This window comes from Allobosea sp. CCNWLY174, from assembly GCF_037120455.1.
Lineage (GTDB): Bacteria > Pseudomonadota > Alphaproteobacteria > Rhizobiales > Beijerinckiaceae > Allobosea > Allobosea lupini.
This window is the reverse complement of the sequence record NZ_JBBBBQ010000001.1, coordinates 528,208-552,238: the sequence shown is the minus strand read 5'-3', so window position 1 is coordinate 552,238 and position 24,031 is coordinate 528,208. Positions and strand designations below refer to the sequence as shown.

Here is a 24,031-nt window from a genome sequence, read left to right as displayed (position 1 = left end):
TTGACCCGGGACCCATTCCGGAACCTCACTCGGAAAGGCTCCGGAATCGGTCCCGGATCTCCGCTTCGCTCCGGCGACACCAACTTTGGCGGAGCAATCTTGCCGGCCTCAATAGGGCAGGCCGACATAGTTCTCCGCGACGCTTGTGAGCGCGGCCTGCGATTGCGCGAGGTAGTCGAATTCGGCGCGCCTGATGCGCTGGTCGAAGGCGCTCGCCTCCGGAAACAGATGCAGCAGGTTGGTCATCGACCAGGAGAAGCGCACCGCCTTCCAGACCCGCGCCAGCGCCTTCGCCGAATAGGCATCGAGCCCGGCATCGGAACGCTCGGCATAGTGCTCGCGCAGCGCCTCGAACAGGTAGTGCACGTCGCTGGCGGCGAGGTTCAGCCCCTTGGCGCCGGTCGGCGGCACGATGTGGCCGGCATCGCCGGCGAGGAAGAGCCGGCCGAAGCGCAGCGGCTCGGCGACGAAGCTGCGCAGCGGCGCGATGCTCTTTTCCAGCGACGGTCCTGGCGTCACCGCCGCTGCGACCTCTTCCGGCACGCGCCGACGCAACTCGTCGAAGAAGCGCTGATCCGACCAGGCCTCGACCGTCTCGTCGAGTGCCACCTGGACATAATAGCGGCTGCGGGTCTGCGAGCGCATCGAGCAGAGCGCGAAGCCAAGGGGCGAGCTGGCATAGACCAGTTCATGTGCAGCCGGCGGCCGGTCGACCAGCAGGCCGAGCCAGCCGAAAGGATAGACGCGCTCGAACGTCTTGATCGCCTCGATCGGGACCGAGGCGCGGCAGATGCCGTGGAAGCCATCGCAGCCGGCGATGAAATCGCAGGCGATCTCGCGGCGCTTGCCCGCGACGATGAAGCTGACGCGCGGCAAGGTGCCGTCGAAATCATGCAGCTGGACGTCCTCTGCCTCGTAGAAGCTCGTCGTGCCGGCGCCCTGCCGTACCTCCATCAGGTCCTGCGTCACCTCGGTCTGGCCGTAGACCGTGACCTGCTTGCCGGTCAGGCCCTTGAGGTCGACGCGCTGCAGGCGGCCTTCGAAGGCAAGCGAGAAGCCGTCATGCGGCAGACCCTCCGCCGCCAGGCGCGCGCCGACGCCGGCTTCATGCAGCAGGTCGACCGTGCCCTGTTCGAGCACGCCGGCGCGAATGCGCGAGAGCACATAGTCGGCGCTCTTGCGTTCCAGGATGACGTTGTCGATGCCCTGCCGGCTGAGCAACTGCCCAAGCAGCAGGCCGGACGGTCCGGCGCCGACGATCACGACTTGCGTGCGCATGGCGTTCTCCCTGGAATCCCCGGCTCGCCGAGCCTCGGTACTTTCACGTGAATCTGCCATTGCGATTGATTGACGTGAATGGAGCTTTCACCCAACCTCTTGGACAAATCGAACATCGGATGGTTCGAATGCCCCTCGCCTCGGTGCCCGCCTACTGGCTCTATGACGAGCCGCGAGAGCAGCGGTTCCCGGATGCGCTGCATATCGAGCGGATCAGCGCCCGCAGCGCCCCGCGCGACTGGCGGATCGAACCGCACCGCCATCAGGACATGGCGCAGTTCTTCCTGATCGCCTCGGGCGGTGGGCTGGTGCGGATCGACGGCACGGACCATCGTCTCATCCCCGGCACGGTCCTGCTGCTGCCGCCGCTGGCGATCCATGAGTTCCGTTTCGATCCGGATACCGAAGGCTTCGTCGCCAGTGTCGCGACCTCGACGCTGACGCCGCTGATCGAGGCCGAGCCGGCGCTCGGGGCCGTGCTGGGGGAGGCCTTCGTAGGTCGGCGAGGGGTGGACGACGCCAGCATCATCGAGCTCATAGTGGTGATGGAGACCGCGCTGGCCGAATTCGCCCGCAACCGCGGCATCCGCGAGCTCGCGCTCGCCGCCCATGCAGGGCTGATCGCGATCTGGTTTGCCCGAATTGCGCGCTCGCATGCGGTCGCGGCCAGCGGCGCCAACGATGCCCGCGCCGTGCTCGTCCGCCGCTTCATCGAGCGGGTCGAGAGCCATTTCCACACGCATGAGCCGCTCGACGCCTATGCGCGTGACCTCGGCGTCACCGGCCCGCACCTGACCCGTGTCTGCCGCGAAGTGCTCGGCCATTCCGCCATGCGGGTGATCCAGGGGCGGCTGATGATCGAGGCGCGGCGGGATCTCGTCTATACCCGCTCGACGGTCTCGCAGATCGCTTTCCGGCTCGGCTTCTCCGATCCGGCCTATTTCTCCCGCTTCTTCGCGGCGCGGGCGGGAATGTCGCCGTCGGAGTACCGGGCGGCGGGGTGAGGGCGTTCAGGGACCGGGCTCAGCGGTTGTTCATGTTCTCTTTTTGTTCTACTATCCGAAGATGAGGAGATTATCTCCCGACCAGTTCGACCTATTCGGCGGAGGTGGAGACACTGGACCCGCGAAGCCCTCGTTGCAGGCCGAGGGCCAATCTGACGCGGCTTGGAGCAGCTACTTTTTTGCTGTCGTGCCGCCATCCGACATCGCTCGGTCGATCGACGCGCTCGGGCGTCAGCTTCGGCAATCAATGAAGCTGCGGAGCAATCTGGTCGGGCCCGATCGCTATCATGTCAGCCTTTGCGGTATCGGCGCATTCGGCGAAGCCCCGTCTGGGATTGTCGATCGGCTGAAGCAGATTGGTGCGTCAATTCACGAGCCACGCTTCGATATCTTTTTTGACCAGGCGGAAGCGTTTGGTAGCTCGTACGGAAAGCGGTCGCTCTTCTTACGGCCAGTGACACGCTGCCCGCCTTGCTCGCACTCCAAAGACGCCTTCATGATGCCATGCAGGCGGCGAGCATACCTGTCGCCGAGCGGTTCGATCCGCACATCACTCTGCTCTACGACAAGCGGCCCGTTCCCCGGATCGAGATACCGCGTCTGAGCTTCACCGTTCCCGAGTTCGTCCTGATCCGCAGCGTCCATGGCGCGAGCCGCCACGACCATCTCGCCCGCTGGTCACTCGGCAGTTGATGACCACGCAGCGTCCGCTTAGGCGCCTTCTCCTTCAGGTGCTATCCGCGGGACAGTGCGCAACACCTCTGCCGTAATGCCGCCACCCGCAAGCCGCTCACGCCCGCCCATGCCCTCGATGTCGAAGACGAAGAGCGCCGTGTTGCAATGGCCGCCGAGCCGGCGGATCAGGCGCGCCGCCGCCAGCGCCGTGCCGCCGGAGATCAGGCAATCGTCGACGATCGCGACATGGCGCCCCGCCAGCCGCGCGCCTTTCGAGATCACGACGCCTTCGCCGAGCTCGTAGTTCGCCATGATGCTGCGCATCACGCCGTTGCGCAGCGAATCGACCTTGCGGATGTCGAAGAAGCCGAGGCCGTTGCGAGAGGCCAGCGCGCCGGCGAGGCCGAGCCCGCCAATGTCGATGCCGGCGAGGATCTCGACCTTCGCCGGAACTCGTTGCGCCAACTCGTCCACCATGCGTCGCGTCAGGGTCGCGTCGACGGTTGTGATCGAGATATCGGGAAAATCGACGCCGGCGGCAGGATGATTTTTCCAGGGGCGGAACGGAATGTCGAAATCGTCGTCGCCCGTCGCGAGTGGATCAAGTCCATCGATCATGACACGTCCATTCGATTCTCTGCTCGCCCGATACGCGCCATCGTTACCGATAGCATGACGGAGCGCGAGGGGAGCCGAATGGGTTTGGGCCTCATGCGTTGAGGCTCCGCGGAGACGTCGCTTGATCTCCAACGGCCATCATGCCAACCCGCGCCGACGGCAATCAGGGACGGCCCGGACGATGGTCACGCTCTACGGCATCAAGAACTGCGACACGATGAAGAAGGCCTGGAGCTGGCTCGACGCGCACAAGGTCCCCTACGTCTTCCACGATTACCGCGTCTCAGGCATCGACAAGGCCCATCTCGAAGCCTGGTGCCGCGAGCTCGGCTGGGAGAAGGTGCTCAACAAGGGAAGCACGACCTTCCGCGAGCTGCCCGAGGCCGACAGGCAGGGTCTCGACGAGCAGAAGGCGATCGCGTTGATGCTGGCACAGCCGACCATGATTAAGCGCCCGGTGCTCGATCTCGGCGACCGCCGTATCCTCGCCTTCAAGCCCGACGCCTACGATGCGGCTTTCGCCAAGCGCTGAGCTGCCGACACAGGCCCGCACAGCGCGCAAGGCTCTTCCGTAGAGTGCCGCGCTGGGCTAGGCCCGCGCCCATGATGACGGATTTCAGCTTCCATCTTCTCGGCCGGGACGGCGCTGCCCGCACCGGCGAGGTCCGCATGCCGCGCGGTGTGATCCGCACGCCGGCCTTCATGCCGGTCGGCACCGCCGCGACGGTCAAGGGTATGTATCCCGAGCAGGTCAAGGCGCTCGGCGCCGATGTCGTGCTCGGCAACACCTATCACCTGATGCTGCGGCCCGGCGCCGAGCGCGTCGCCAGGCTCGGCGGCCTGCACAAGTTCATGAACTGGCCGCACCCGATCCTGACCGATTCCGGCGGCTTCCAGGTGATGTCGCTCGCCAATCTGCGCAAGCTGACCGAAGAAGGCGTTACCTTCCAGTCCCACATCGACGGCTCGAAGCATGTGCTGTCGCCGGAGCGCTCGGTCGAGATTCAGAACCTGCTCGGCTCCGACATCGTCATGCAGCTCGACGAATGCGTCTCGCTGCCTTGCGAGGACAAGGTTGCCGAGAAGGCGATGCATCTGTCGCTGCGCTGGGCCGAGCGCTGCAGGAAAGCCTTCGGCGATCCGGCGGGGAGGGCGCTGTTCGGTATTGTGCAAGGTGGCGCCGTGCCGGCCCTGCGCGTCGAGAGCGCCCGCGAGCTCGCCGCCATGGATCTCAAAGGCTACGCCATCGGCGGGCTCGCCGTCGGCGAGCCGCAGGATGTGATGCTGGCGATGATCGAGACGGTCGAGCCGCATCTGCCGCAGGAAAAGCCGCGCTATCTGATGGGCGTCGGCACGCCCGACGACATCGTCGAGGCGGTCAGGCGCGGCGTTGACATGTTCGACTGCGTGATGCCGACGCGGGCCGGACGCCACGGCCAGATCTTCACCCGCTTCGGCCGGATGAACCTGAAGAACGCCAAGCACGCCGAGGATGCCAGGCCGATCGATCCGCAATCCTCCTGCCCGGCGGCGAACAGCTATTCGCGCGCCTATCTGCACCATCTGGTCAAGGCCGAGGAGATGCTCGGCAAGATGCTGCTGACCTGGGTCAACCTCGCCTATTACCAGGAGCTGACGGCGGGCCTGCGCGCCGCTATCGCAGCAGGGCGCCTGGAAGACTTTATCGCTGAGACCAAGGAAGGCTGGGCCAAGGGCGAGCCGGCGTGATCGAACCATGGCTCGGCCTGCTGCTGCTGAAGATGGCGGTCGCGGCCGCCATCGTCGTCAGTTGTTCGCTGCTGGCCGAACGGAGCGGGCCATTGCTCGCGGCGATGATCGCGACGCTGCCGATCTCGGCCGGGCCGGTCTATGTCTTTCTGGCGCTCGACCATGACGCCGCCTTCATCTCGGCGAGTGCGCTCGCCAGCATGAGCTCCAATCTCTCCAATGCCGGCCTGTCGCTGGTTTATGTCCTGCTGGCGCAGCGCTTCGGCACCGTGACCTGCCTTGTTGCGGCGCTGCTGACCTTCTTCGTGCTGGTCTCCGGCCTGCAGGCGCTGGCCTTGCCGTTCAGTGCCTTGCTGGTGGCGACGCCGGTCGTCTTCCTGATTCTGCACCGTATCGTGCGGCCTTACCTCGCCGCGCGCCCCGCGATCACACCGCGGCGGCCCTGGTATGCGATCCCGCTGCGGGCCGCAGCGGTCGCGGCACTGGCCGGCACGGTCACCACCATCAGCGCGCGCGTCGGCCCGGCCTGGTCGGGCGTGCTGGCGACTTTTCCGATCGTCCTGTCGAGCCTGATCGCGATCCTGCAGCCGCGTATCGGCGGGCCGGCCAGCGCTGCGGTCATTGCCAACAGCCTGCTGGGCCTGCTCGGTTTTGGCTTCGCGATGGCGCTGGTCCATGTCGCGGCCGTGCGGCTCGGCTCGTGGCCGGCGCTCGGGCTCGGCCTGCTGGTCTGCATTGTCTGGAACTTGGGGCTGATGGCGCTAGCGCGCCGCCACGCGCCGCCATGAGGCGACGAACAGTCCTGCGATGATCAGCGCGATGCCGCCGACCTGCAGCCCGCTCGGAATCTCGCCGAGCACGGGGATCGCCAGCAGCGTGCCGGCGACCGGGATCATCGGCGGAAAGCGCCCAGCGACGGAGGGGCCCAGTACCGGCGTCGACCAGCTCCAGATCCACAGGCCGACGATGACGTTGAGGACGCCCTGATTGATCGCGTGCAGCAGCAGAACCCACCAGGGCGCGACGTCGAAGCCGCGGAAATAGAAGGCGAAGTAGATTGGCAGATAGGCCATCGACAGCACCGAAACGACGGCCGTGGCCTTGAGTGCATTGACCCGCCAGAGCTGGATTAGCAGCGGATAGCCGCCCCAGACCAGCCCGACGCCGAGGAAACAGAGATCGCCGAAAACGATGCTCGGATTGGAATGCGTCGTGCCGGCAATGCCGAGACATGCGAGGCCGACGAGCACCGCGATCACGCCGAGCACGAGCTGCCGCGTCAACAGCGCGCCGAACAGGACGACGCTGCCGACGATGCCGATCACCGTGACGGTGCCCGGTCCGATCACTGCGCCGTGCGCTGCCGGGGCGAAGGTCAGCCCGGTCATGAGCAGGAAGCTCATCGGGAAACCGCTCATCACCGCTAGGACCAGACCGCGCTTCCAGCCGAGACCGGCGCAATCGCGCAGGCCGCCAGCCATCATGAAGCTCGGCAGCAGCAGGAAGCCGGCCGTGACGAAGCGCAGCGCCAGCATGTCGTGCGATGAAAGCCCGTTCAGCACGGCGTGACGGCTGACGACGAAGTTGGCCCCGAAGATCAGCATGGCGAACGTCATGCCGGCAAAGGCGAGCTGCCGGCGCCGGCGCAGCCGCTCGTCCGAAAGGGGCACGGTTTGATGCATGCCCCAACCTAGTTCAAAGCTGGAGCATGCGGTTAGTGGTGCCAGCGCATGGCGCGGCCGCGCCGCTGGCTATTCCGGTGCAACAGGCTCAGGCCAGCGCCTTCAGCGCCGAGCGGCCGGCATAGACCGCCTGCGCGCCGAGTTCCTCTTCGATGCGCAGCAGCTGGTTGTACTTCGCAGTCCGGTCGGAGCGGGCCAGCGAGCCGGTCTTGATCTGCCCGCAATTGGTCGCAACGGCGAGGTCGGCGATGGTTGCGTCCTCGGTCTCGCCCGAGCGATGGGACATCACCGCGGTGTAGCCGGCGCGCTGGGCCATCTCGACGGCCGCCAGCGTCTCGGTCAGCGTGCCGATCTGGTTGACCTTGACCAGGATCGAGTTGGCGGTCTTCGCCTTGATGCCCTGCGACAGGCGGGTGACGTTGGTGACGAAGAGGTCGTCGCCGACGAGCTGGCACTTGCTGCCGACGAGGTCGGTCAGCGCCTTCCAGCCCTCCCAGTCGTCCTCGGCCATGCCGTCCTCGATCGAGACGATCGGATAGCCGGCGACCAGCTTGGCGAGGTACTTCGCCTGCGCCTTCGGGTCGCGGGTTTTGCGTTCGCCTTCATAGACATAGGAGCCGTCCTTGAAGAACTCGGTCGCGGCGCAGTCGAGCGCCAGCGCGACGTCTTCGCCGGGCTTGTAGCCAGCCTTCTCGACCGCCTGCATGACGAAGTCGAGCGCCGCTTCCGCCGACTTGATGTTGGGGGCAAAGCCGCCCTCGTCGCCGACATTGGTGTTGTGGCCGGCGTCGTGCAGCGCCTTCTTCAGCGTGTGGAAGATCTCGGCACCCATCCGCAGCCCCTCGGCGAAGGAGGGCGCGCCGATCGGCATCACCATGAATTCCTGGAAGTCGATCGGGTTGTCGGCATGGGCACCGCCATTGACGATGTTCATCATCGGAACGGGGAGGACGCGGGCCGAGGTGCCGCCGACATAGCGATAGAGCGGCAGGCCGGAGGCGTCGGCCGCCGCCTTGGCGACGGCGAGCGAGACGCCGAGAATGGCGTTGGCGCCGAGCTTGCTCTTGTTCGGCGTGCCGTCGAGCTCGATCATCGCCTGGTCGATCGCGGCCTGGTCCTCGGCGTCCATCGCGACGATCGCCTCGGCGATGTCGACGTTGACGGCCTCGACCGCCTTGAGCACGCCCTTGCCGAGATAGCGGCTCTTGTCGCCGTCGCGGAGCTCGACCGCTTCATGCGCGCCGGTCGAGGCGCCCGACGGCACGGCGGCGCGGCCCATCGAGCCGTCCTCGAGCACGACATCGACCTCGACCGTCGGGTTGCCGCGGGAATCGAGGATCTGGCGGCCGATGATGTCGATGATCGCGGTCATGGCAGGCTCCGGAGCTGAGGTGGGCAAGGGATGCCGCGCTTCTAGACAAGACAGGCGGCGACGGGAAGGGGCGGTGGCGTTTATCCGGGCCCGGCATTAAAAGCCCCGGCAACTCCAGCGCCCGCCATCGATGGGCGCCACCTGTTCAGGATGACGCCCATGACCATCGACGCCTCGACCCTCCAGCTCGGCAAGGCGAGCGACCTGCCGCGCTCGCCGGAGGAGGCCCGCCTCGACCGCGTGCCGAACCCGCATGCCGGCACCGACTATCTCGCCCGTTTCACCTGCCCGGAATTCACCTCGATCTGCCCGGTCACCGGCCAGCCCGATTTCGGTATCCTGGTGATCGACTATCTGCCGGGCGACTGGCTGGTCGAATCGAAGTCGCTCAAGCTATATCTCGGCGCCTTTCGCAATCACGGCGCCTTCCACGAGGACTGCACCGTCGGCATCGGCAAGACGCTGGTCGAGCTGCTCGAGCCGAAATGGTTCCGCATCGGCGGCTACTGGTATCCGCGCGGCGGCATCCCGATCGACGTCTTCTTCCAGACCGGCGAGGCTCCGAAAGGCCTCTGGCTGCCCGATCAGGGCGTCGCGCCTTATCGCGGGCGCTGACGCCCAGCGCTGAACCTCTAAGTCCGGCTGCCGGCCAGCGGCAGCACGCGCGGCGTTGCGAAGCCGAGCAGGGTGATCCCGGCGGCGAAAAGCAGGATTGCGCCGCTGGTGCCGAACAGATGCAGGGCGGCGCCCATTAGCACCGGCCCGAGCGCGTGGCCGCAGAACAGCGCGCAGGCGAACAGCGCCACCGCCGAGCCGCGCGCGGTCGGTGCAAGCTCGGTCGCCTGTGCCTGGAAGGTGCCGTGCATCAGGAAGAAGCCGAAGCCGTTCAACGTGAAGATCGCGACCGCGCTCCACCAGGGCAGGAAGGGGAGCGAGAAGAGAGCGAAGGCGAGGCCCATCACGATGCCGCCCAGCGTCGTCATCCGGGTCGGGCCGAGCCGCTCGACCAGGATGCGGGTCAGCACGCCATAGACGATGCCGCCGAGCCCGGTGCCGGCGATGACGAGGCCCGCCTGCGACGGCCCGACGCCGGCGCGCTCCTGCAGGATCGCGGCGATATAGGGCGGCATGCCGAAGATCAGGCTGCCCTCGACGATGACGAGCCCATAAAGCAGCTTCGAACGCGGATTGGCGAAGACGGCGGCATAGTTCGCGAGCGCGCCGGCGAAGCTGAGTGGCGCGCGTCGCGCATCCGGCCGCGGCTTCAGCACCAGCACGACGAGCAGCCCGGCGATTGCGGCGATTGCGCCGGCCATCAGGAAGACGTAGCGCCAGCCCAGATGCTCGGCGACCAGGCCGGAGCAAGCCGCCCCGACCATCTGCCCGACGATCATCAGCACCAGGAAGCGGCCGAGCATGACCTGCCGCTCGGCCATGGGAGCCCGGTCGCCGATCGCCGCCATCGCGACCGGAATGATGCCCCCGGCGGCGATGCCGGCGACCATGCGCACGACCGTCAGCACTTCGAACGAGCCGGCGAAAGTCACGGCGAGCGACAGCAGCGCGAGTGCGCCGAGGCAGGTCGCGATCGTCCGGAGCTTGCCCAGAGAATCCGCGATCGGTCCGAGGAAAGGCTGGCCGACGGCGTAGGCGAAGGAGAATGCGGTCGCGACGGTAGCGACCTGGGCAATGCTGCGGCCGAACTCGGCCGCCAGCGTCGGCACCAGCGGGTCGAGCAGCCGCATGGTGAAGGTCGAGGCGAAGCCGCACGCCCCGAGCACGAGGATGAGTGAATTCAGCGAACCTTGCGGGCGCGCGGGCGGAGCGGTGCTGGCTGACGTCTCAGACATACGCCAGCGTAGAATGCGCCGAGCGCTTGGCAAGCCGATCGAACTCTTGCAGCTCTGCGATCAGTGCATGGAAGTCACGCAGTGGCACCATGTTCGGCCCGTCCGACGGGGCGTTGTCGGGGTCGGGATGGGTCTCGATGAAGACGCCGGCGACGCCGACCGCGACCGCGGCACGCGCCAGCACCGGCACGAATTCGCGCTGGCCGCCGGTCGAGGCGCCCTTGCCGCCGGGCTGCTGCACCGAATGGGTGGCGTCGAAGATCACGGGCGCGCCGATCTCCGCCATGATCGGCAGAGCGCGCATGTCGGTGACCAGCGTGTTGTAGCCGAAGGAAGCTCCGCGCTCGGTCAGCATCACGTTCGGATTGCCGCTCTCGGTCACCTTGGCGGCGACGTTGACCATGTCCCAGGGCGCCAGGAACTGGCCCTTCTTGACGTTGACGACGCGGCCGGTCCTGGCGGCGGCGACCAGCAGGTCGGTCTGCCGGCAGAGGAAGGCCGGAATCTGCAGGATGTCGACCACCTCGGCGACCGGCGCGCACTGGCTCACATCGTGGATATCGGTCAGCACCGGCAGCCCGGTACGCTCGCGGATCTCGGCGTAGACGGGCAGGGCGGCGTCCAGGCCCATGCCACGCTGTCCCTTCACGCTGGTGCGGTTGGCCTTGTCGAAGGAAGCCTTGAAGACCAGCCCGATACCGAGCTTTTCAGCCGTCTCCTTCAACTGCAGCGCGATCTCGAGCGCGTGATCGCGGCTTTCCATCTGGCAGGGGCCGGCGATCAAGGCGAGCGGCAGGCCATTGCCGAAGCGGACGGGGCTGGAGAGATCAGCGCCCACGGTGACGATGGCGTTGGCGGTCATGGTGGGCTCCTTGGCTAAGGGCGCGGGTTTAGAAGCCACCCGCGAAGCTGACAAGCCAACGCGGCGTCACGTCACCTCGAACCAACTCCATAGCCCCCGGTCGAAGCGCTCCAGCACGGTGGAGGAGATCAGCCAGCGCCCGGGATTGTCGGCGATGAAGGCGATGTGCAGGCGCTTGCCCTCGGGAATCTGCACCGTATCGAGGAAATAGGGCTCCCAGCCGTCGTCGAGCGGGTGCAGCAGGCGGAAGCAGTGGCCGTGGACATGGAAGGGCTGCACGAAGGCCGTTTTGTTGGTGATGCCGATCACCACCGGCGAGCCGCGCCTGACGCTGAACAGCGGCTTGCCCTTCGGATCGCCCTGGCCACCATTGACGGTCCAGGGCTTCGCAAGGTCGAGACCCGTCAGGTCGAGCTTGTTCTCCGGCGTGACCTTGGCTCCGCCCTCGATGATCATCTCCGAGCGTCTGGCATCCTGGAGTCGCACCGCCGCCGGCAGGGCGGGGTTGAGCGGCATCGCGGTGATCGCCGGGCGCGCCGCTTTCGCCGTGCCCTCGCTGACGAAGCGCACCAGCGGCACGCCCGGGCCGATCAACGCGGTGACGCTGGCGGCGGCGCCAACCGTCTCCGGCATGTCGAAGATCACGTCGTAGCGCGTGCCCGGAGCGAAAGGCAGCTGGCCCCGGACCGGCTCGAAGGTCTCGGTCGGCTGGCCGTCGACCGCGGCGACGAAGGCCTTCATCTCATCGAAACGCAGCCGCATGATCCGGGCATTGCAGGCATTGGCGAGACGAAGCCGAACGCGGGCGCCGGGCGGCAGCTTGACCGGCAGCGGCGGCGGCTTGCCGTTGACGGTGAGCCAGCTGCCGAGCCGGCCGGCCGCCGCGCCGTCCTGCCCGTCGGCAGCGAACGGCAGGAGCTTCTGGTCGTCGCCGAGCAGCCAGTCGCCGATCAAGGCGGGCAGATCGAGATCCACCGAAGGCGGCTCCTTCTCCTCGACGATGAGCAGGCCGGAGAGCCCGCGTCCGGCCGGCTCGGATGAGCCGCCAAGCAGCATCGGCCGATAGAGGAAGGTGCCGGAATCAGGCGGCGCCAGCCGGTACTCGAACTGCCCACCCGGCGGCACCGGCTCCTGGCTGAAGCCGCCGACGCCATCCATGACGTGATCGGCCCGCAGGCCGTGCCAATGCAGCGAAAGTGGCTTGTCGGTCCGATTCTGCAGGTTGAGACGCAAGGTCTCGCCCTGCTTCACCTTGAGGACCGGGCCCGGGGTTGCGCCGTCGAAGGCCCAGACCTCGGTCTCGGGCGCCGGCGCCGGTCGCAGGCGCAGCTTGGCGGGGGCTGCGACGAGATTCCGTGCGGCGCCTGCCGACGCCGCCTGCGGAGCGGCCGGCGTCTGCTGGGCCAGTGCTGACAATGGCGAGAACAGGGTCGCCATGCCCGCGCCCTGTGCGATGACGAGGCGTCGACTGGGATGAGGGCGCGCGGCCGGCGGCGAAGCGTCTTTGCTCATGCTCGCGACATAGCCTCACCGGGTCATTCTGGCGAGCGTAAAGCCGCCTGGAAGCCGCGTTCGCAGAACTGTCGCATTTTTTTGCTGCATGACGCGTCCGAAATGGTATAGCGGCGCGGCCTACGGTGCTGCTGTCGCGAAGACTGCGATATCGCGCACCGGGTCGGCGGGCGTGGCGGAACTGGTAGACGCACTGGTTTTAGGTACCAGCGGCGAAAGTCGTGGGGGTTCGAGTCCCTCCGCCCGCACCATGATTCGGATTTCGCGAGCGCGGCGGCGGTCATCCGGCGTCGCGCTTTGGACATTGAAGTAACGAGCTGTTGGCGGATCGAACAATGAACGTGACGGAAACCCTGTCCCAGGGCCTCAAGCGCGAATTCCAGGTGGTGCTGAACGCCACGGACCTCAAGTCGAGGCTCGATGGCGAGCTGCAGAACCTGCAGGGCAAAGCCAAGATCAACGGCTTCCGCCCCGGCAAGGTCCCGGTTGGCCATCTGCGCCGTCTCTATGGCCGCTCGGTCATGGCTGATGTCGTCCAGAACGCCGTCAACGAGGCGAACCAGAAGATCGTCACCGACAATGGCCTGAAGCTCGCCTTCGAGCCGCAGATCAAGTTCCCCGAGAACAAGGACGAGATCGAGGCCGCGATGGAGGCCAAGGGCGATCTCGCCTTCACCGTCGCGCTCGAAGTTCTGCCGAAGATCGAGGTTGCCGACGTCTCCGACGTGTCGCTCGAGAAGCCTGTCGCGGACGTCCCTGAGGCCGATGTCGATGCGGCGCTGGAGCGCATGGCCTCGCAGAATCGCGCCTTCGAGTCGAAGAAGGACGGCGCCAAGGCCGCCAAGGGCGATCGCCTGCTGATCTCCTTCGTCGGCACGCTCGAAGGCAAGCCCTTCGATGGCGGCACCGGCTCGGAAATCCCGCTCGAACTCGGCGCCGGCCAGTTCATCCCGGGCTTCGAGGAGCAGCTCGAGGGCGTCAAGAAGGGTGAGCAGCGCACCGTTTCGGTGACCTTCCCCGAGAACTACACCGCGACCCATCTTGCCGGTAAGCCGGCCGAGTTCGCCGTCACCGTCGACGACGTCCAGGCTCCGGGCGAGCTGAAGATCGACGACGAGCTCGCCAAGGGCTTCGGCATGGAGTCGCTCGACGCGCTCAAGACCGCGATTCGCGAGCAGATCGGCCGCGAGTTCGGCGAGCAGTCGCGCCGCAAGATCAAGAAGGCCCTGCTCGACGCGCTCGACGGCAAGTACAGCTTCGAGCTGCCGCCGACCCTGGTCGAGCAGGAGTTCGCCGCGGTCTGGAGCCAGGTCGAGGCGGACATGAAGAACGCCAACAAGACCTTCGCCGACGAGAACACCACCGAGGACGAGGCTCGCGCGGAGTACCGCAAGATCGCCGAGCGTCGCGTTCGCCTCGGCCTGGTGCTGGCCGAGATCGGCGAGCAGGCCAAGGTCCAGATCTCCGATGACGAGGTGACGCAGGCCCTGATCGCGCGCGCCCGCCAGTTCCCGGGCCAGGAGAAGGAAGTCTGGGAGTTCTATCGCAAGAACCCGCAGGCGCTCGCCGAGATCCGCGCCCCGATCTTCGAGGAGAAGGTCGTCGACCATCTGCTCGGTCAGGTGAAGGTCTCCGACAAGTCGGTCTCGCGCGAGGCGCTCTTCGCCGACGACGAGGACGAAGGCGCTGCCGAGGCCAAGCCGAAGGCCGCCAAGGCGAAGAAGACCAAGAAGGCTGCGACCGATGCGGCGGATGAGGCCTCGGCCTGATCCTTCCCAGTTGATCGACGATATCGGCGCCGTCCGCACTCTGCGGGCGGCGCTTCCCTTTTCAGCCGCCGCAGGCATGCTTATGTGGGGTCTTCGCCGCTATCGGCTGATTCCCGCCCGCTTTGACCCCAAGGACCGACGATGATGCGTGACCCGATCGAGACCTATAACAATCTCGTCCCGATGGTGGTCGAGCAGTCGAGCCGCGGCGAGCGTGCCTTCGACATCTATTCGCGCCTGCTGCGCGAGCGCATCATCTTCCTGACCGGCCCGGTCGAGGATTACTCCGCCTCGCTGATCGTGGCGCAGCTGCTGTTCCTCGAGGCGGAGAACCCGAAGAAGGAAATCTCCTTCTACATCAACTCGCCCGGCGGCGTGGTGACCTCGGGCCTGTCGATCTACGACACCATGCAGTTCATCCGCTGCCCGGTGACGACGCTCTGCGTCGGCCAGGCCGCCTCGATGGGCTCGCTCCTGCTGACCGCCGGCGCCAAGGACATGCGCTTCGCGCTGCCGAACGCCCGCATCATGGTCCACCAGCCGTCTGGCGGCTTCCAGGGCCAGGTCACCGACATCCTGATCCATGCCCGCGAGGTCGAGAGCCTGAAGCGGCGCCTGAACGAGATCTACGTCAGGCACACCGGCCGCTCCTACGAGGACATCGAGGCGGCGCTGGAGCGCGACAATTTCATGACCGCAGACCAGGCCAAGGAATTCGGCCTGATCGACAAGGTCATCGACAAGCGCGCGGACGAGGCGGCCTGAGGTCGTTGGAGGTACACGCGCCTGTGGGTTGGCGAGCGGCTCCCGAAGGGCCATATTGCCTTGAGACTAGGCCCCATGTTTGCATGGGGCATCTGAAGGGCGCAGCAAGGCGCTCGAGCGGTCCGATTTTGGGTCAGTTTCGTCGCCACCTGCGCCAGAGCGACGCGTTAACCCAAAAATCGTGATCTGGGCGCCTATTATGACGGGGAGACGACATCAGCCCGCCGTTTTTCGGTGGCGGATTTTGTCCTCCGAGATGGAGAATCACGATGACTAAGGCCAGCGGCGGCGATTCCAAGAGCACGCTCTACTGCTCCTTCTGCGGCAAGAGCCAGCACGAGGTCCGCAAGCTGATCGCGGGCCCGACCGTGTTCATCTGCGATGAATGCGTCGAGCTCTGCATGGACATCATCCGCGAGGAATCGAAGTCCGCGCTGGTGAAGTCGAAGGACGGCGTGCCGACCCCGAAGGAGATCCGCAAGGTTCTCGACGACTACGTCATCGGCCAGGACCACGCCAAGAAGGTCCTCTCCGTCGCGGTCCACAACCATTACAAGCGCCTCAGCCACGCGACGAAGCACAACGACGTCGAGCTGGCGAAGTCGAACATCCTGCTGATCGGGCCGACCGGCTCGGGCAAGACGCTGCTCGCGCAGACGCTCGCCCGCATCCTCGACGTGCCGTTCACCATGGCCGATGCGACGACGCTGACCGAAGCCGGTTATGTCGGCGAGGATGTCGAGAACATCATCCTGAAGCTGCTCCAGGCTTCCGACTACAATGTCGAGCGGGCGCAGCGCGGCATCGTCTACATCGACGAGATCGACAAGATCAGCCGCAAATCGGACAATCCCTCGATCACCCGCGACGTCTCGGGCGAGGGCGTGCAGCAGGCGCTCCTCAAGATCATGGAGGGCACCGTCGCCTCCGTGCCGCCGCAGGGCGGGCGCAAGCATCCGCAGCAGGAGTTCCTGCAGGTCGACACCACCAATATCCTGTTCATCTGCGGCGGTGCCTTCGCCGGGCTGGACAAGATCATCTCCGGCCGCGGCAAGGGCACCTCGATCGGCTTCGGCGCGACCGTGAAGTCTCCTGACGACCGCCGTACCGGCGCGATCTTCCGCGAGGTCGAGCCGGAGGACCTGCTGAAGTTCGGCCTGATCCCGGAATTCGTCGGCCGCCTGCCTGTGCTGGCGACGCTCGAGGACCTCGACGAAGCCGCGCTCAAGACCATCCTCACCGAGCCGAAGAACGCGCTGGTCAAGCAGTATCAGCGTCTGTTCGAGATGGAGGACACTGAGCTCACCTTCACCGACGAGGCCGTCAGCCTGATCGCCCGCAAGGCGATCGAGCGCAAGACCGGCGCGCGTGGCCTGCGCTCGATCATGGAGGGCATCCTGCTCGAGACGATGTATGAGCTGCCGGGGCTGGAAGGCGTCGAGCAGGTCGTCATCGGCCCCGAGGCGGTCGAGTCGAAGTCGCGTCCGCTGTTCATCTATGCGGATCGCGAAGAGGAGACCAAGTCGGCCTCTGCCTGAGCTGAAGCAGATTCTGGGTCACTTTGGAACGCGCGCCTTTCGGCGCGCGTTTTGCCTTGTGCGCCAGTGTGGTCAAAGCTGCATCGAAACCGCCCTTGCGTCGCCGGATCCCTCACGGCCTCGTGTGCCTGTTGCGACAGAAGCGGCGGTGGACTGCGTGAGGCGTCGCTTGAAAGCCGGCGTCGAAGCATCCACCTTATGCTCACCTGTTGGAGTCGCGTGCCTGTCGAGGGCGCGGCCGGCGGGGGCGCCTGGCGCGAATGGTCGCGCCGCGCAGTACGTCCGATCGATTGCCTTTCGAAGGGGTCGGCCGGGCGAAAACTTGAAGGACTAGACATGACTGGCTCGACGCCCCGCGCTCCGCTCGTCCCCGGCACGACCGATACTTATCCGGTCCTGCCGCTGCGCGACATCGTCGTCTTCCCGCATATGATCGTGCCGCTCTTCGTCGGCCGCGAGAAGTCCATTCGTGCGCTCGAGGAGGTGGTCAAGAACGATGGCCTGATCCTGCTCGCCACGCAGAAGAATGCCGGCGACGATGATCCGGAGACCAGCGACATCTACGAAATCGGCACGCTCGCCCGCGTGCTGCAGCTGCTCAAGCTGCCCGACTCGACCGTGAAGGTGCTCGTCGAGGGCATCGGCCGGGCCAAGGCGACGACCTATACCGCGACCGACAACTTCTACGAGGCGAAGGCCGAGGCCCTCGCCGAGGAAGAGGGCAAGAAGGTCGAGGTCGAGGCGCTCGCCCGCTCGGTCGTCAGCGAGTTCGAGAACTATGTGAAGCTCAACAAGAAGATCTCGCCCGAGATCGTCGCGGCGGTCTCCCAGATCGACGAGCCGGCCAAGCTCGCCGATACGATCGCCTCGCATCTGGCGGTCAAGATCGCCGACCGGCAGGCCGTGCTGGAGGTGATGAACGTCGCCCACCGGCTCGAAAAGGTGCTCTCGTTGATGGAGAGCGAGATGTCGGTGCTGCAGGTCGAGAAGCGCATCCGCTCGCGCGTCAAGCGCCAGATGGAGAAGACCCAGCGCGAGTACTATCTCAACGAGCAGATGAAGGCGATCCAGAAGGAGCTGGGCGACGGCGAGGAAGGCCGTGACGAACTGGCCGAGCTGGAAGAGCGTATCGCCAAGACCAAGCTGACCAAGGAGGCGCGCGACAAGGCGCTCGCCGAGGTCAAGAAGCTCAGGCAGATGTCGCCGATGTCGGCGGAAGCCACAGTCGTGCGCAACTATCTCGACTGGCTGCTTGGTATCCCGTGGGGCAAGAAGTCCAAGATCAAGAAGGACCTCGCCGCGGCCCAGAAGGTGCTCGACGACGACCATTTCGGCCTCGACAAGGTCAAGGACCGCATCGTCGAATACCTGGCGGTGCAGCAGCGCGCCAACCGGCTCGCCGGCCCGATCCTGTGCCTCGTCGGCCCTCCGGGCGTAGGCAAGACCTCGCTCGGCAAGTCGATCGCCAAGGCGACCGGCCGCGAGTTCGTGCGCATGTCGCTCGGCGGCGTGCGTGACGAGGCCGAGATCCGCGGCCACCGCCGCACCTATATCGGCTCGATGCCCGGCAAGATCATCCAGTCGATGAAGAAGGCCAAGACCTCGAACCCGCTCATCCTGCTCGACGAGATCGACAAGATGGGTCAGGACTTCCGCGGCGATCCGTCGGCGGCCCTGCTCGAGGTGCTCGATCCCGAGCAGAACTCGACCTTCAACGACCATTACCTCGAGGTCGACTACGACCTGTCGAACGTGATGTTCGTGACCACGGCGAACACGCTGAACATCCCGCCGGCCCTTTTGGACCGCATGGAGGTGATCCGCATCGCCGGCTACACCGAGGACGAGAAGGCCGAGATCGCGCGCCGCCACCTGATTCCGGGGGCGATCGCCAAGCACGGCCTGCAGTCCAAGGAATGGTCGATCGACGACGAGGCCCTGACGACGCTGGTCCGGCGCTATACGCGTGAAGCCGGCGTCCGCAACCTCGAGCGCGAGATCGCCAACACCGTCCGCAAGGCGGTGAAGGAGATCGTGCTGACCAAGAAGAAGAAGGTCGCGGTCACGCCTGCGGTGCTGGAGGATTATCTCGGCCCGCCGCGTTATCGCTTCGGCATGGCGGAGACCGAGGATCAGGTCGGTGTCGTCACCGGCCTGGCCTGGACCGAAGTCGGCGGTGAGATGCTGACGATCGAAGGCGTGATGATGCCCGGCAAGGGCAAGATGACCGTCACCGGCAATCTGCGCGACGTGATGAAGGAATCGATCTCGGCAGCGGCGTCCTATGTCCGCTCCCGCGCCATCGATTTCGGCATCGAGCCGCCGCTGTTCGACCGGCGCGACATCCACGTCCATCTTCCCGAAGGGGCGACCCCGAAGGATGGTCCGTCGGCGGGCATTGGCATGGCCACGGCGATTGTCTCGGTCATGACCGGCATCCCGGTCCGCCGCGATGTCGCCATGACCGGCGAGGTCACGCTGCGGGGCAGGGCGCTGCCGATCGGCGGCCTCAAGGAGAAGCTGCTCGCTGCTCTGCGCGGCGGCATCAAGAAGGTGCTGATCCCGGAGGACAACGCCAAGGATCTGGTCGATCTGCCGAAGTCCGTGAAGAACGGGCTCGAGATCGTCCCGGTCTCGCGGATGGACCAGGTGCTCCAGCACGCGCTGGTGCGTCAGCCGACGCCGATCGTCTGGGAAGAGGACCTGAAGGCACCTGTGCCCAAGGGTCCCGAGGACGACGCAGCTACGGCTGGCGTCGCCCACTGAGCCCAACGCTCGCGAATTGAGAGGCCGCCGGCATCGCCGGCGGCCTTTTTTATTGGCTGGGCCCTTGAGCCGCACCCTGCGTCATAGCTTAGCGCTGGGTCAGGAGGTGCCGATGAGCGCGCGGAACGATAGCGAGATCTGGCTCGAGGCCAATGAGTGTTCGGCCCGGATCGGGCTGTCGAAGCGGGCTTTGCGGCTCTACGAGGAGCACGGCCTGATCCGGCCGCGGCGGACGCAGAAGGGTTGGCGCCTCTACGGCGCTAACGAGATCGCGCGCTTGCACGAGATCCTCGCGCTGAAGCGGCTGGGCCTGAGCCTGCAGCGGATCACGGCCCTGCTGCAGGGCAAGGCCATCGATCTCGCCGGGGTTCTCAGCATCCAGCACGATCTGCTCGCCGAGCAACGCGAGCGGGCCGAGCAGGGGCTTGCCCTGGTCCGAGCCGCGCAGGCCAAGCTGGCGACAGGCGCCTCCCTCACTGCCGACGAACTGATCAGGCTCGCGAAGGAGGCCAACATGACCGAGAGCAACACCGATACCGTTGCCTGGCGGCGCTACGACCAGGCGCGGCCGCGCACCGAGGTCAAGATCGACCCACGCCGCTTCGCGCGCTGTACGGGCTTCTACAAGCATCCTGTCGGGCTGATCATGGCCGTCACACTGGAAGGCGATCGCTTCTTCCTGCAGCTCACCGGCCAGCCCAAGGTCGAGCTCTTCGCCGAGAGCGACAGCAATTTCTTCCTGAAGGTCGTTCCGGCCCAGCTCACCTTCGCGTCGGCTGGGAGCGACCGCGCCGAGACGCTGACGCTGCATCAGGGTGGGTACCAGGCTGTCGCCACGCGCATCGACGAGGCCGAGGCGAAGCGCCGGAGCGAGGAGCTCGGGGAGCGGGTGCGCAACCATTTCCCGCATCCGCGCAGCGAAGAAACCTTGCGCGACTTTCTCGAACAGCAGCGGTGCGGCACCATGCCGTCCGAGCTTTTGAGTGAAGAGCTGGCGGCGATCGTGCGCGAGCAGCAGCCGATCGTCAGCGCCGAACTCGAATCGAAGGGCGATCTGCGCAAGCTCAGCTTCCGCCGGGTCGCCGACGATGGCGTCGACATCTACGAGGCGCAGTTCGCCCAGGGCACTCTGCAATGCGGCATTGGCTTCGGCCAGGACGGCCGCGTCCACACGCTCTGGATGCTGCCGGCCTGAGTGGCTCAAAGGAAAGACTGGTGGGCGGTGACGGGCTCGAACCGCCGACATCTTCGGTGTAAACGAAGCGCTCTACCGACTGAGCTAACCGCCCTTGCCCGCCGTTTAAGGCTATGGCGCCGGCTGCGCAAGCCACAGGGCGCGGAGTCCGCAGCCTTTGCCCAGCGGCGAGTTTCGCGGCAAATCGCGCGGGGCGATCTGAACAGCTCCAGGCGCCATGCCAGAAGGACGCAATTGCGCAGTCCGACGCCCAGATTCGCCGTCGCTGGCCGGGCACGCCGATCGATCAACGCAGGTCGCCTCGATCGCAGAGCTGGAGAACTGCCGGTTTCAGCCTCTTTCCACCGACTTTGGCGGTGATCGATATTTTGACGGCTTCTGTGCTTGACAGTCAGGGCCGGGGGCCATAATCCCAACGCCGCCGGGGACGAGTTCCTCCGCCGCCCGCGCGGGCGTAGCTCAGTTGGTTAGAGTGCCGGCCTGTCACGCCGGAGGTCGCGGGTTCGAGCCCCGTCGCCCGCGCCATTTTCAGCACATGATCCCAGTCTGTTGAAGCTGTTGCTTCATGTCGTGCTGAAGCTGTTCGGACACAGGTTCCCGTCCTCCGCAAATTGCCTGCACTGTCCGATGCGACGTCTTGCTTGGCTGTCGCCCATGCTGCGCCGAGGCGGTGAGGGAGCGCCCGGATCACGCGATCAGACACGCTCCGGCCAGGAGCCGGCATGAGCTCACCAGGGCCGGCGCGGCCCTGTGTCGATGTGGATCAGCCCGTTCCAGTAGACTTTGTTGCCGCCAACCTCGGGCAGGGTACGTGCCCATTCCAGCACGGCGCGCGGCCTGACGCCCGGCACACGGAAATCCATCGCCTCGCAGCGCTTGTGGAAGGAGCCGCGTCGTGCCCGCCAGGGCGGCCGCCAGGTCGAGGTCACCTTCACCGCTCCGTACTTGTCCGAGATCTTGCCGAGAATGCTCTTCAGCACCGGCGGCAGGCAGACGATCGACGTGCCTGGATCGGTCGAGATTCCCGGCCGGTCGGGCTTTTCGTTGGGATCGAAGGCGGGTTCCTCAGCGGTCTGTCCCGGCGTGCGCTGAGGCCATTCGGGGCCCTCATCGTCATCGGGCTCGGGCTGGGCGAGGGTGGGCGCAGGGCCCGGCGTGGTCACGACGCTGGCCGCGATCGGAGCCTGGGGGGGCACGACGACCGGTGGCGCGCCCGGCTTGACCTGCAGGTCGAGATCGAAGGGGCGCTCGGGCGGCAGCGGCGCGAGCATCATCTGCGCCGTCGCCTCGGCGCCGAACGCCATCGCAATGGCGCAGGCCAGCGCTGTCCTCCGCATTGCGCTCATGCGATCCGGGATGCCGATGACAAGGCTGCGGCCAAGAGCGCGCGATCACGATGCGTTGTTGGCCACGGCATTCCCGCAACGGTGCTCCTGACGCATCGGCAGTGCCTGCCGACGAATCGTGTCGGCGCCGAAGACTTCGCGTTGCGTCCCCGTTTGCCATGCTTCTGCGCGCTGCGACAACCGTCTTGGGCCAGGCGCGGCCGATCACGAAAATCGGCCCCGAAACAGCCGGGAATCGCGACGCTTCCGCGGGCGGCTCGCGCATATGCGGCAAAGACATGGCGACAGGCGCGTTGTGCGGCGCGGCGAACCCTTGCGTGATTCTAAAGCAGGGTCTAATCGACTGGCGAGATTGAGGGCGCCAGTCGCGGCGCCGGGTTGAAGCGGGGTGACAGATGCAAGCTCTTCCTGTGCAGTCCCTGCTGTCGGACTACCTGCCTCTGGTGATCTTCATCGGCCTGTCGCTGGTGATCGGCCTCGCCTTGCTGATCGCGCCCTTCGCCGTGGCCTATTCCAAGCCGGACGCCGAGAAGCTCTCGGCCTATGAATGCGGCTTCAACGCCTTCGACGACGCGCGCATGAAGTTCGACGTGCGCTTCTATCTCGTCGCCATCCTCTTCATCATCTTCGATCTCGAAGTCGCTTTCCTTTTCCCCTGGGCGGTCGCCTTCGGCGGGCTCGGCTGGGTTGGCTTCTGGTCTATGATGGTTTTTCTCGGCGTGCTGACGGTCGGCTTCGTCTACGAGTGGCGCAAGGGCGCGCTCGAGTGGGATTGATCGTTTTGTCGCGTCGGGCTGATATCAATTTACATTCGACGAAACCCAAAGGTTCGAACTGATGGCCATGACAGCGATCGATCGCGGTGATCCGCTCGTCGCGCAGGCTCCCAGGGGTCTGCTCGGCCCCGACGGCAAGCCGCTCGGCGCGCGCGATCCCTATTTCGTCGAGATCAACAACGAGCTGGCCGACAAGGGCTTCCTCGTCACGGCGAGCGACGACCTGATCAACTGGGCCCGCACCGGTTCGCTGATGTGGATGACCTTCGGCCTCGCCTGCTGCGCGGTCGAGATGATGCAGCTCTCCATGCCGCGCTACGACGTCGAGCGCTTCGGCTTCGCCCCGCGCGCCTCACCGCGGCAGTCGGACGTCATGATCGTCGCCGGCACGCTGACCAACAAGATGGCCCCGGCCCTGCGGAAGGTCTACGACCAGATGCCGGAGCCGCGCTACGTCATCTCGATGGGCTCCTGCGCCAATGGCGGCGGCTACTACCACTACAGCTATTCGGTGGTGCGCGGCTGCGACCGTATCGTGCCGATCGACGTCTATGTGCCGGGCTGCCCGCCGACCGCGGAAGCGCTGCTCTATGGCGTGCTGCTGTTGCAGAAGAAGATCCGGCGGACAGGGACGATCGAGCGCTGAGGCGCTTGGCGACCGGCGGCTTGCGAAGGTGATGCGATGAGCGAAGCGCTCGTGACATTGGGCGAAGAGATCAAGGCGGCGCTGCCCGGCGCGGTGACCGACATCGTCGTCGCCTTCGACGAGATCACGGTGCTGGCCGAGGCGGCCGAGATCGTGCGGGTCCTCAAGACCCTCTATGACGATCAGCGCTTCCGCTTCGTCAATTTCACCGACATCGCCGGCGCCGACTATCCGCAGCGCGAGAAGCGCTTCGAGGTCGTCTATCACCTGCTCTCGCCGCGCCATAACCGGCGCATCCGCGTCAAGGTCCAGGCCGACGAGGCGACCCCGGTCCCCTCCGTGATCGAGGTCTTCCCGGCTGCGAACTGGTACGAGCGCGAGGCCTACGATTTCTACGGCATCCTGTTCTCGAACCATCCGGATCTGCGCCGCATCCTCACCGACTACGGCTTCGAGGGTTATCCGCTGCGCAAGGACTTCCCACTGACCGGCTTCGTCGAGGTCCGCTACGACGATGAGCAGAAGCGCGTCGTCTACGAGCCGGTGAAGCTGAACCAGGAATTCCGCAACTTCGACTTCCTCTCGCCCTGGGAAGGGACGGAATACGTCCTCCCGGGCGATGAAAAAGCCAAGACGGCCTGATCGGACT

22 protein-coding genes and 3 tRNA genes are annotated in these 24,031 nt (G+C 66.1%); 16 read left to right on the top strand and 9 right to left on the bottom strand.

Going from position 1 to position 24,031, the window contains the following annotated elements:
* Positions 1-108: 108 nt before the first annotated feature.
* Positions 109-1,278, bottom strand: a complete 1,170-nt coding sequence (gene pobA / locus V7S63_RS02665) for a 4-hydroxybenzoate 3-monooxygenase (RefSeq protein WP_100960073.1) — start codon at positions 1,276-1,278, stop codon at positions 109-111.
* 128 nt (positions 1,279-1,406) lie between these two features.
* On the opposite strand from pobA, the gene V7S63_RS02660 reads away from it, so the two are divergent.
* Positions 1,407-2,282: a helix-turn-helix domain-containing protein gene (locus tag V7S63_RS02660; protein ID WP_336529113.1), complete on the top strand. Its 876-nt coding sequence runs from the start codon at positions 1,407-1,409 to the stop codon at positions 2,280-2,282.
* A 471-nt stretch (positions 2,283-2,753) separates the two neighbouring features.
* Entirely contained in the window at positions 2,754-2,975 is a 222-nt protein-coding gene (locus V7S63_RS02655; RefSeq protein WP_336529112.1) for a 2'-5' RNA ligase family protein, read from the top strand.
* A gap of 18 nt (positions 2,976-2,993) precedes the next feature.
* Here the strand turns inward: V7S63_RS02655 and V7S63_RS02650 are convergent, their stop codons facing one another.
* Positions 2,994-3,575 carry a phosphoribosyltransferase family protein gene (locus V7S63_RS02650; protein WP_100960079.1) on the bottom strand — a complete coding sequence of 194 codons (582 nt, stop codon included), beginning with the start codon at positions 3,573-3,575 and terminating at the stop codon, positions 2,994-2,996.
* Positions 3,576-3,756: 181 nt separating this feature from the next.
* Between V7S63_RS02650 and V7S63_RS02645 the strand changes: the two genes are divergently transcribed.
* From V7S63_RS02645 to V7S63_RS02635, 3 genes are all read left to right on the top strand, one after another.
* Positions 3,757-4,107: an ArsC family reductase gene (locus tag V7S63_RS02645; protein WP_100960798.1), complete on the top strand. Its 351-nt coding sequence runs from the start codon at positions 3,757-3,759 to the stop codon at positions 4,105-4,107.
* A gap of 74 nt (positions 4,108-4,181) precedes the next feature.
* A complete protein-coding gene (gene tgt / locus V7S63_RS02640; RefSeq protein WP_336529653.1) occupies positions 4,182-5,303 on the top strand; it encodes a tRNA guanosine(34) transglycosylase Tgt in 1,122 nt (373 codons plus the stop codon).
* On the top strand, positions 5,300-6,091 hold the full coding sequence (locus V7S63_RS02635) for a hypothetical protein (protein WP_336529111.1): 792 nt from the start codon (positions 5,300-5,302) through the stop codon (positions 6,089-6,091). Before tgt ends, V7S63_RS02635 begins: the two co-directional genes overlap by 4 nt.
* On the opposite strand, the gene V7S63_RS02630 is transcribed toward V7S63_RS02635, so the two are convergent.
* Together V7S63_RS02630 and eno are read right to left on the bottom strand one after the other, a co-directional pair.
* Complete coding sequence (locus tag V7S63_RS02630) at positions 6,065-6,973, bottom strand: DMT family transporter (protein WP_336529110.1); 909 nt, start codon at positions 6,971-6,973, stop codon at positions 6,065-6,067. The genes V7S63_RS02635 and V7S63_RS02630 overlap by 27 nt on opposite strands.
* Positions 6,974-7,073: 100 nt before the next feature.
* A complete protein-coding gene (gene eno / locus V7S63_RS02625; RefSeq protein WP_336529109.1) occupies positions 7,074-8,357 on the bottom strand; it encodes a phosphopyruvate hydratase in 1,284 nt (427 codons plus the stop codon).
* 159 nt (positions 8,358-8,516) lie between these two features.
* Between eno and queF the strand changes: the two genes are divergently transcribed.
* Positions 8,517-8,972 carry a preQ(1) synthase gene (gene queF, locus V7S63_RS02620; RefSeq protein WP_336529108.1) on the top strand — a complete coding sequence of 152 codons (456 nt, stop codon included), beginning with the start codon at positions 8,517-8,519 and terminating at the stop codon, positions 8,970-8,972.
* A gap of 17 nt (positions 8,973-8,989) precedes the next feature.
* Here the strand turns inward: queF and V7S63_RS02615 are convergent, their stop codons facing one another.
* The 3 genes from V7S63_RS02615 to V7S63_RS02605 all read right to left on the bottom strand — a co-directional run bounded on the left by V7S63_RS02615 (position 8,990) and on the right by V7S63_RS02605 (position 12,581).
* Positions 8,990-10,207: an MFS transporter gene (locus tag V7S63_RS02615; RefSeq protein WP_336529107.1), complete on the bottom strand. Its 1,218-nt coding sequence runs from the start codon at positions 10,205-10,207 to the stop codon at positions 8,990-8,992.
* A complete protein-coding gene (kdsA, locus tag V7S63_RS02610; RefSeq protein ID WP_336529106.1) occupies positions 10,200-11,069 on the bottom strand; it encodes a 3-deoxy-8-phosphooctulonate synthase in 870 nt (289 codons plus the stop codon). The genes V7S63_RS02615 and kdsA overlap by 8 nt, the downstream gene beginning before the upstream one ends.
* 66 nt (positions 11,070-11,135) lie before the next feature.
* Complete coding sequence (locus V7S63_RS02605) at positions 11,136-12,581, bottom strand: multicopper oxidase family protein (RefSeq protein WP_336529105.1); 1,446 nt, start codon at positions 12,579-12,581, stop codon at positions 11,136-11,138.
* Between the two features lie 166 nt (positions 12,582-12,747).
* Between V7S63_RS02605 and V7S63_RS02600 the strand changes: the two genes are divergently transcribed.
* The 6 genes from V7S63_RS02600 (at position 12,748) to V7S63_RS02575 (ending at position 20,614) form a co-directional block, all read left to right on the top strand.
* Positions 12,748-12,832, top strand: a tRNA-Leu gene (locus V7S63_RS02600).
* 84 nt (positions 12,833-12,916) lie between these two features.
* Positions 12,917-14,350, top strand: coding sequence for a trigger factor (gene tig / locus V7S63_RS02595; RefSeq protein ID WP_091829465.1), 1,434 nt, complete (start codon positions 12,917-12,919; stop codon positions 14,348-14,350).
* 144 nt (positions 14,351-14,494) lie between these two features.
* Positions 14,495-15,115 carry an ATP-dependent Clp protease proteolytic subunit gene (locus V7S63_RS02590; protein WP_100960805.1) on the top strand — a complete coding sequence of 207 codons (621 nt, stop codon included), beginning with the start codon at positions 14,495-14,497 and terminating at the stop codon, positions 15,113-15,115.
* A gap of 269 nt (positions 15,116-15,384) precedes the next feature.
* Positions 15,385-16,653, top strand: a complete 1,269-nt coding sequence (clpX, locus tag V7S63_RS02585) for an ATP-dependent Clp protease ATP-binding subunit ClpX (RefSeq protein WP_091829463.1) — start codon at positions 15,385-15,387, stop codon at positions 16,651-16,653.
* 336 nt (positions 16,654-16,989) lie between these two features.
* Positions 16,990-19,419 carry an endopeptidase La gene (gene lon / locus V7S63_RS02580; protein WP_336529104.1) on the top strand — a complete coding sequence of 810 codons (2,430 nt, stop codon included), beginning with the start codon at positions 16,990-16,992 and terminating at the stop codon, positions 19,417-19,419.
* 112 nt (positions 19,420-19,531) lie between these two features.
* Positions 19,532-20,614 carry a MerR family transcriptional regulator gene (locus V7S63_RS02575; RefSeq protein ID WP_336529103.1) on the top strand — a complete coding sequence of 361 codons (1,083 nt, stop codon included), beginning with the start codon at positions 19,532-19,534 and terminating at the stop codon, positions 20,612-20,614.
* A gap of 18 nt (positions 20,615-20,632) precedes the next feature.
* Here V7S63_RS02575 and V7S63_RS02570 read toward each other — a convergent pair.
* Positions 20,633-20,708, bottom strand: a tRNA-Val gene (locus V7S63_RS02570).
* 354 nt (positions 20,709-21,062) lie between these two features.
* On the opposite strand from V7S63_RS02570, the gene V7S63_RS02565 reads away from it, so the two are divergent.
* A tRNA-Asp gene (locus tag V7S63_RS02565) sits at positions 21,063-21,139 on the top strand.
* A gap of 203 nt (positions 21,140-21,342) precedes the next feature.
* Here V7S63_RS02565 and V7S63_RS02560 read toward each other — a convergent pair.
* Entirely contained in the window at positions 21,343-21,951 is a 609-nt protein-coding gene (locus tag V7S63_RS02560) for a YcbK family protein (RefSeq protein WP_336529102.1), read from the bottom strand.
* A 419-nt stretch (positions 21,952-22,370) separates the two neighbouring features.
* Between V7S63_RS02560 and V7S63_RS02555 the strand changes: the two genes are divergently transcribed.
* From V7S63_RS02555 to V7S63_RS02545, 3 genes are all read left to right on the top strand, one after another.
* Positions 22,371-22,736: an NADH-quinone oxidoreductase subunit A gene (locus tag V7S63_RS02555; protein ID WP_091830508.1), complete on the top strand. Its 366-nt coding sequence runs from the start codon at positions 22,371-22,373 to the stop codon at positions 22,734-22,736.
* 67 nt (positions 22,737-22,803) lie between these two features.
* The gene (locus tag V7S63_RS02550) at positions 22,804-23,382 is read left to right on the top strand and encodes a NuoB/complex I 20 kDa subunit family protein (protein ID WP_091830506.1); all 579 of its coding nucleotides are present in this window, start codon (positions 22,804-22,806) and stop codon (positions 23,380-23,382) included.
* 36 nt (positions 23,383-23,418) lie between these two features.
* A complete protein-coding gene (locus V7S63_RS02545) occupies positions 23,419-24,024 on the top strand; it encodes an NADH-quinone oxidoreductase subunit C (protein WP_091829456.1) in 606 nt (201 codons plus the stop codon).
* Positions 24,025-24,031 lie beyond the last annotated feature (7 nt).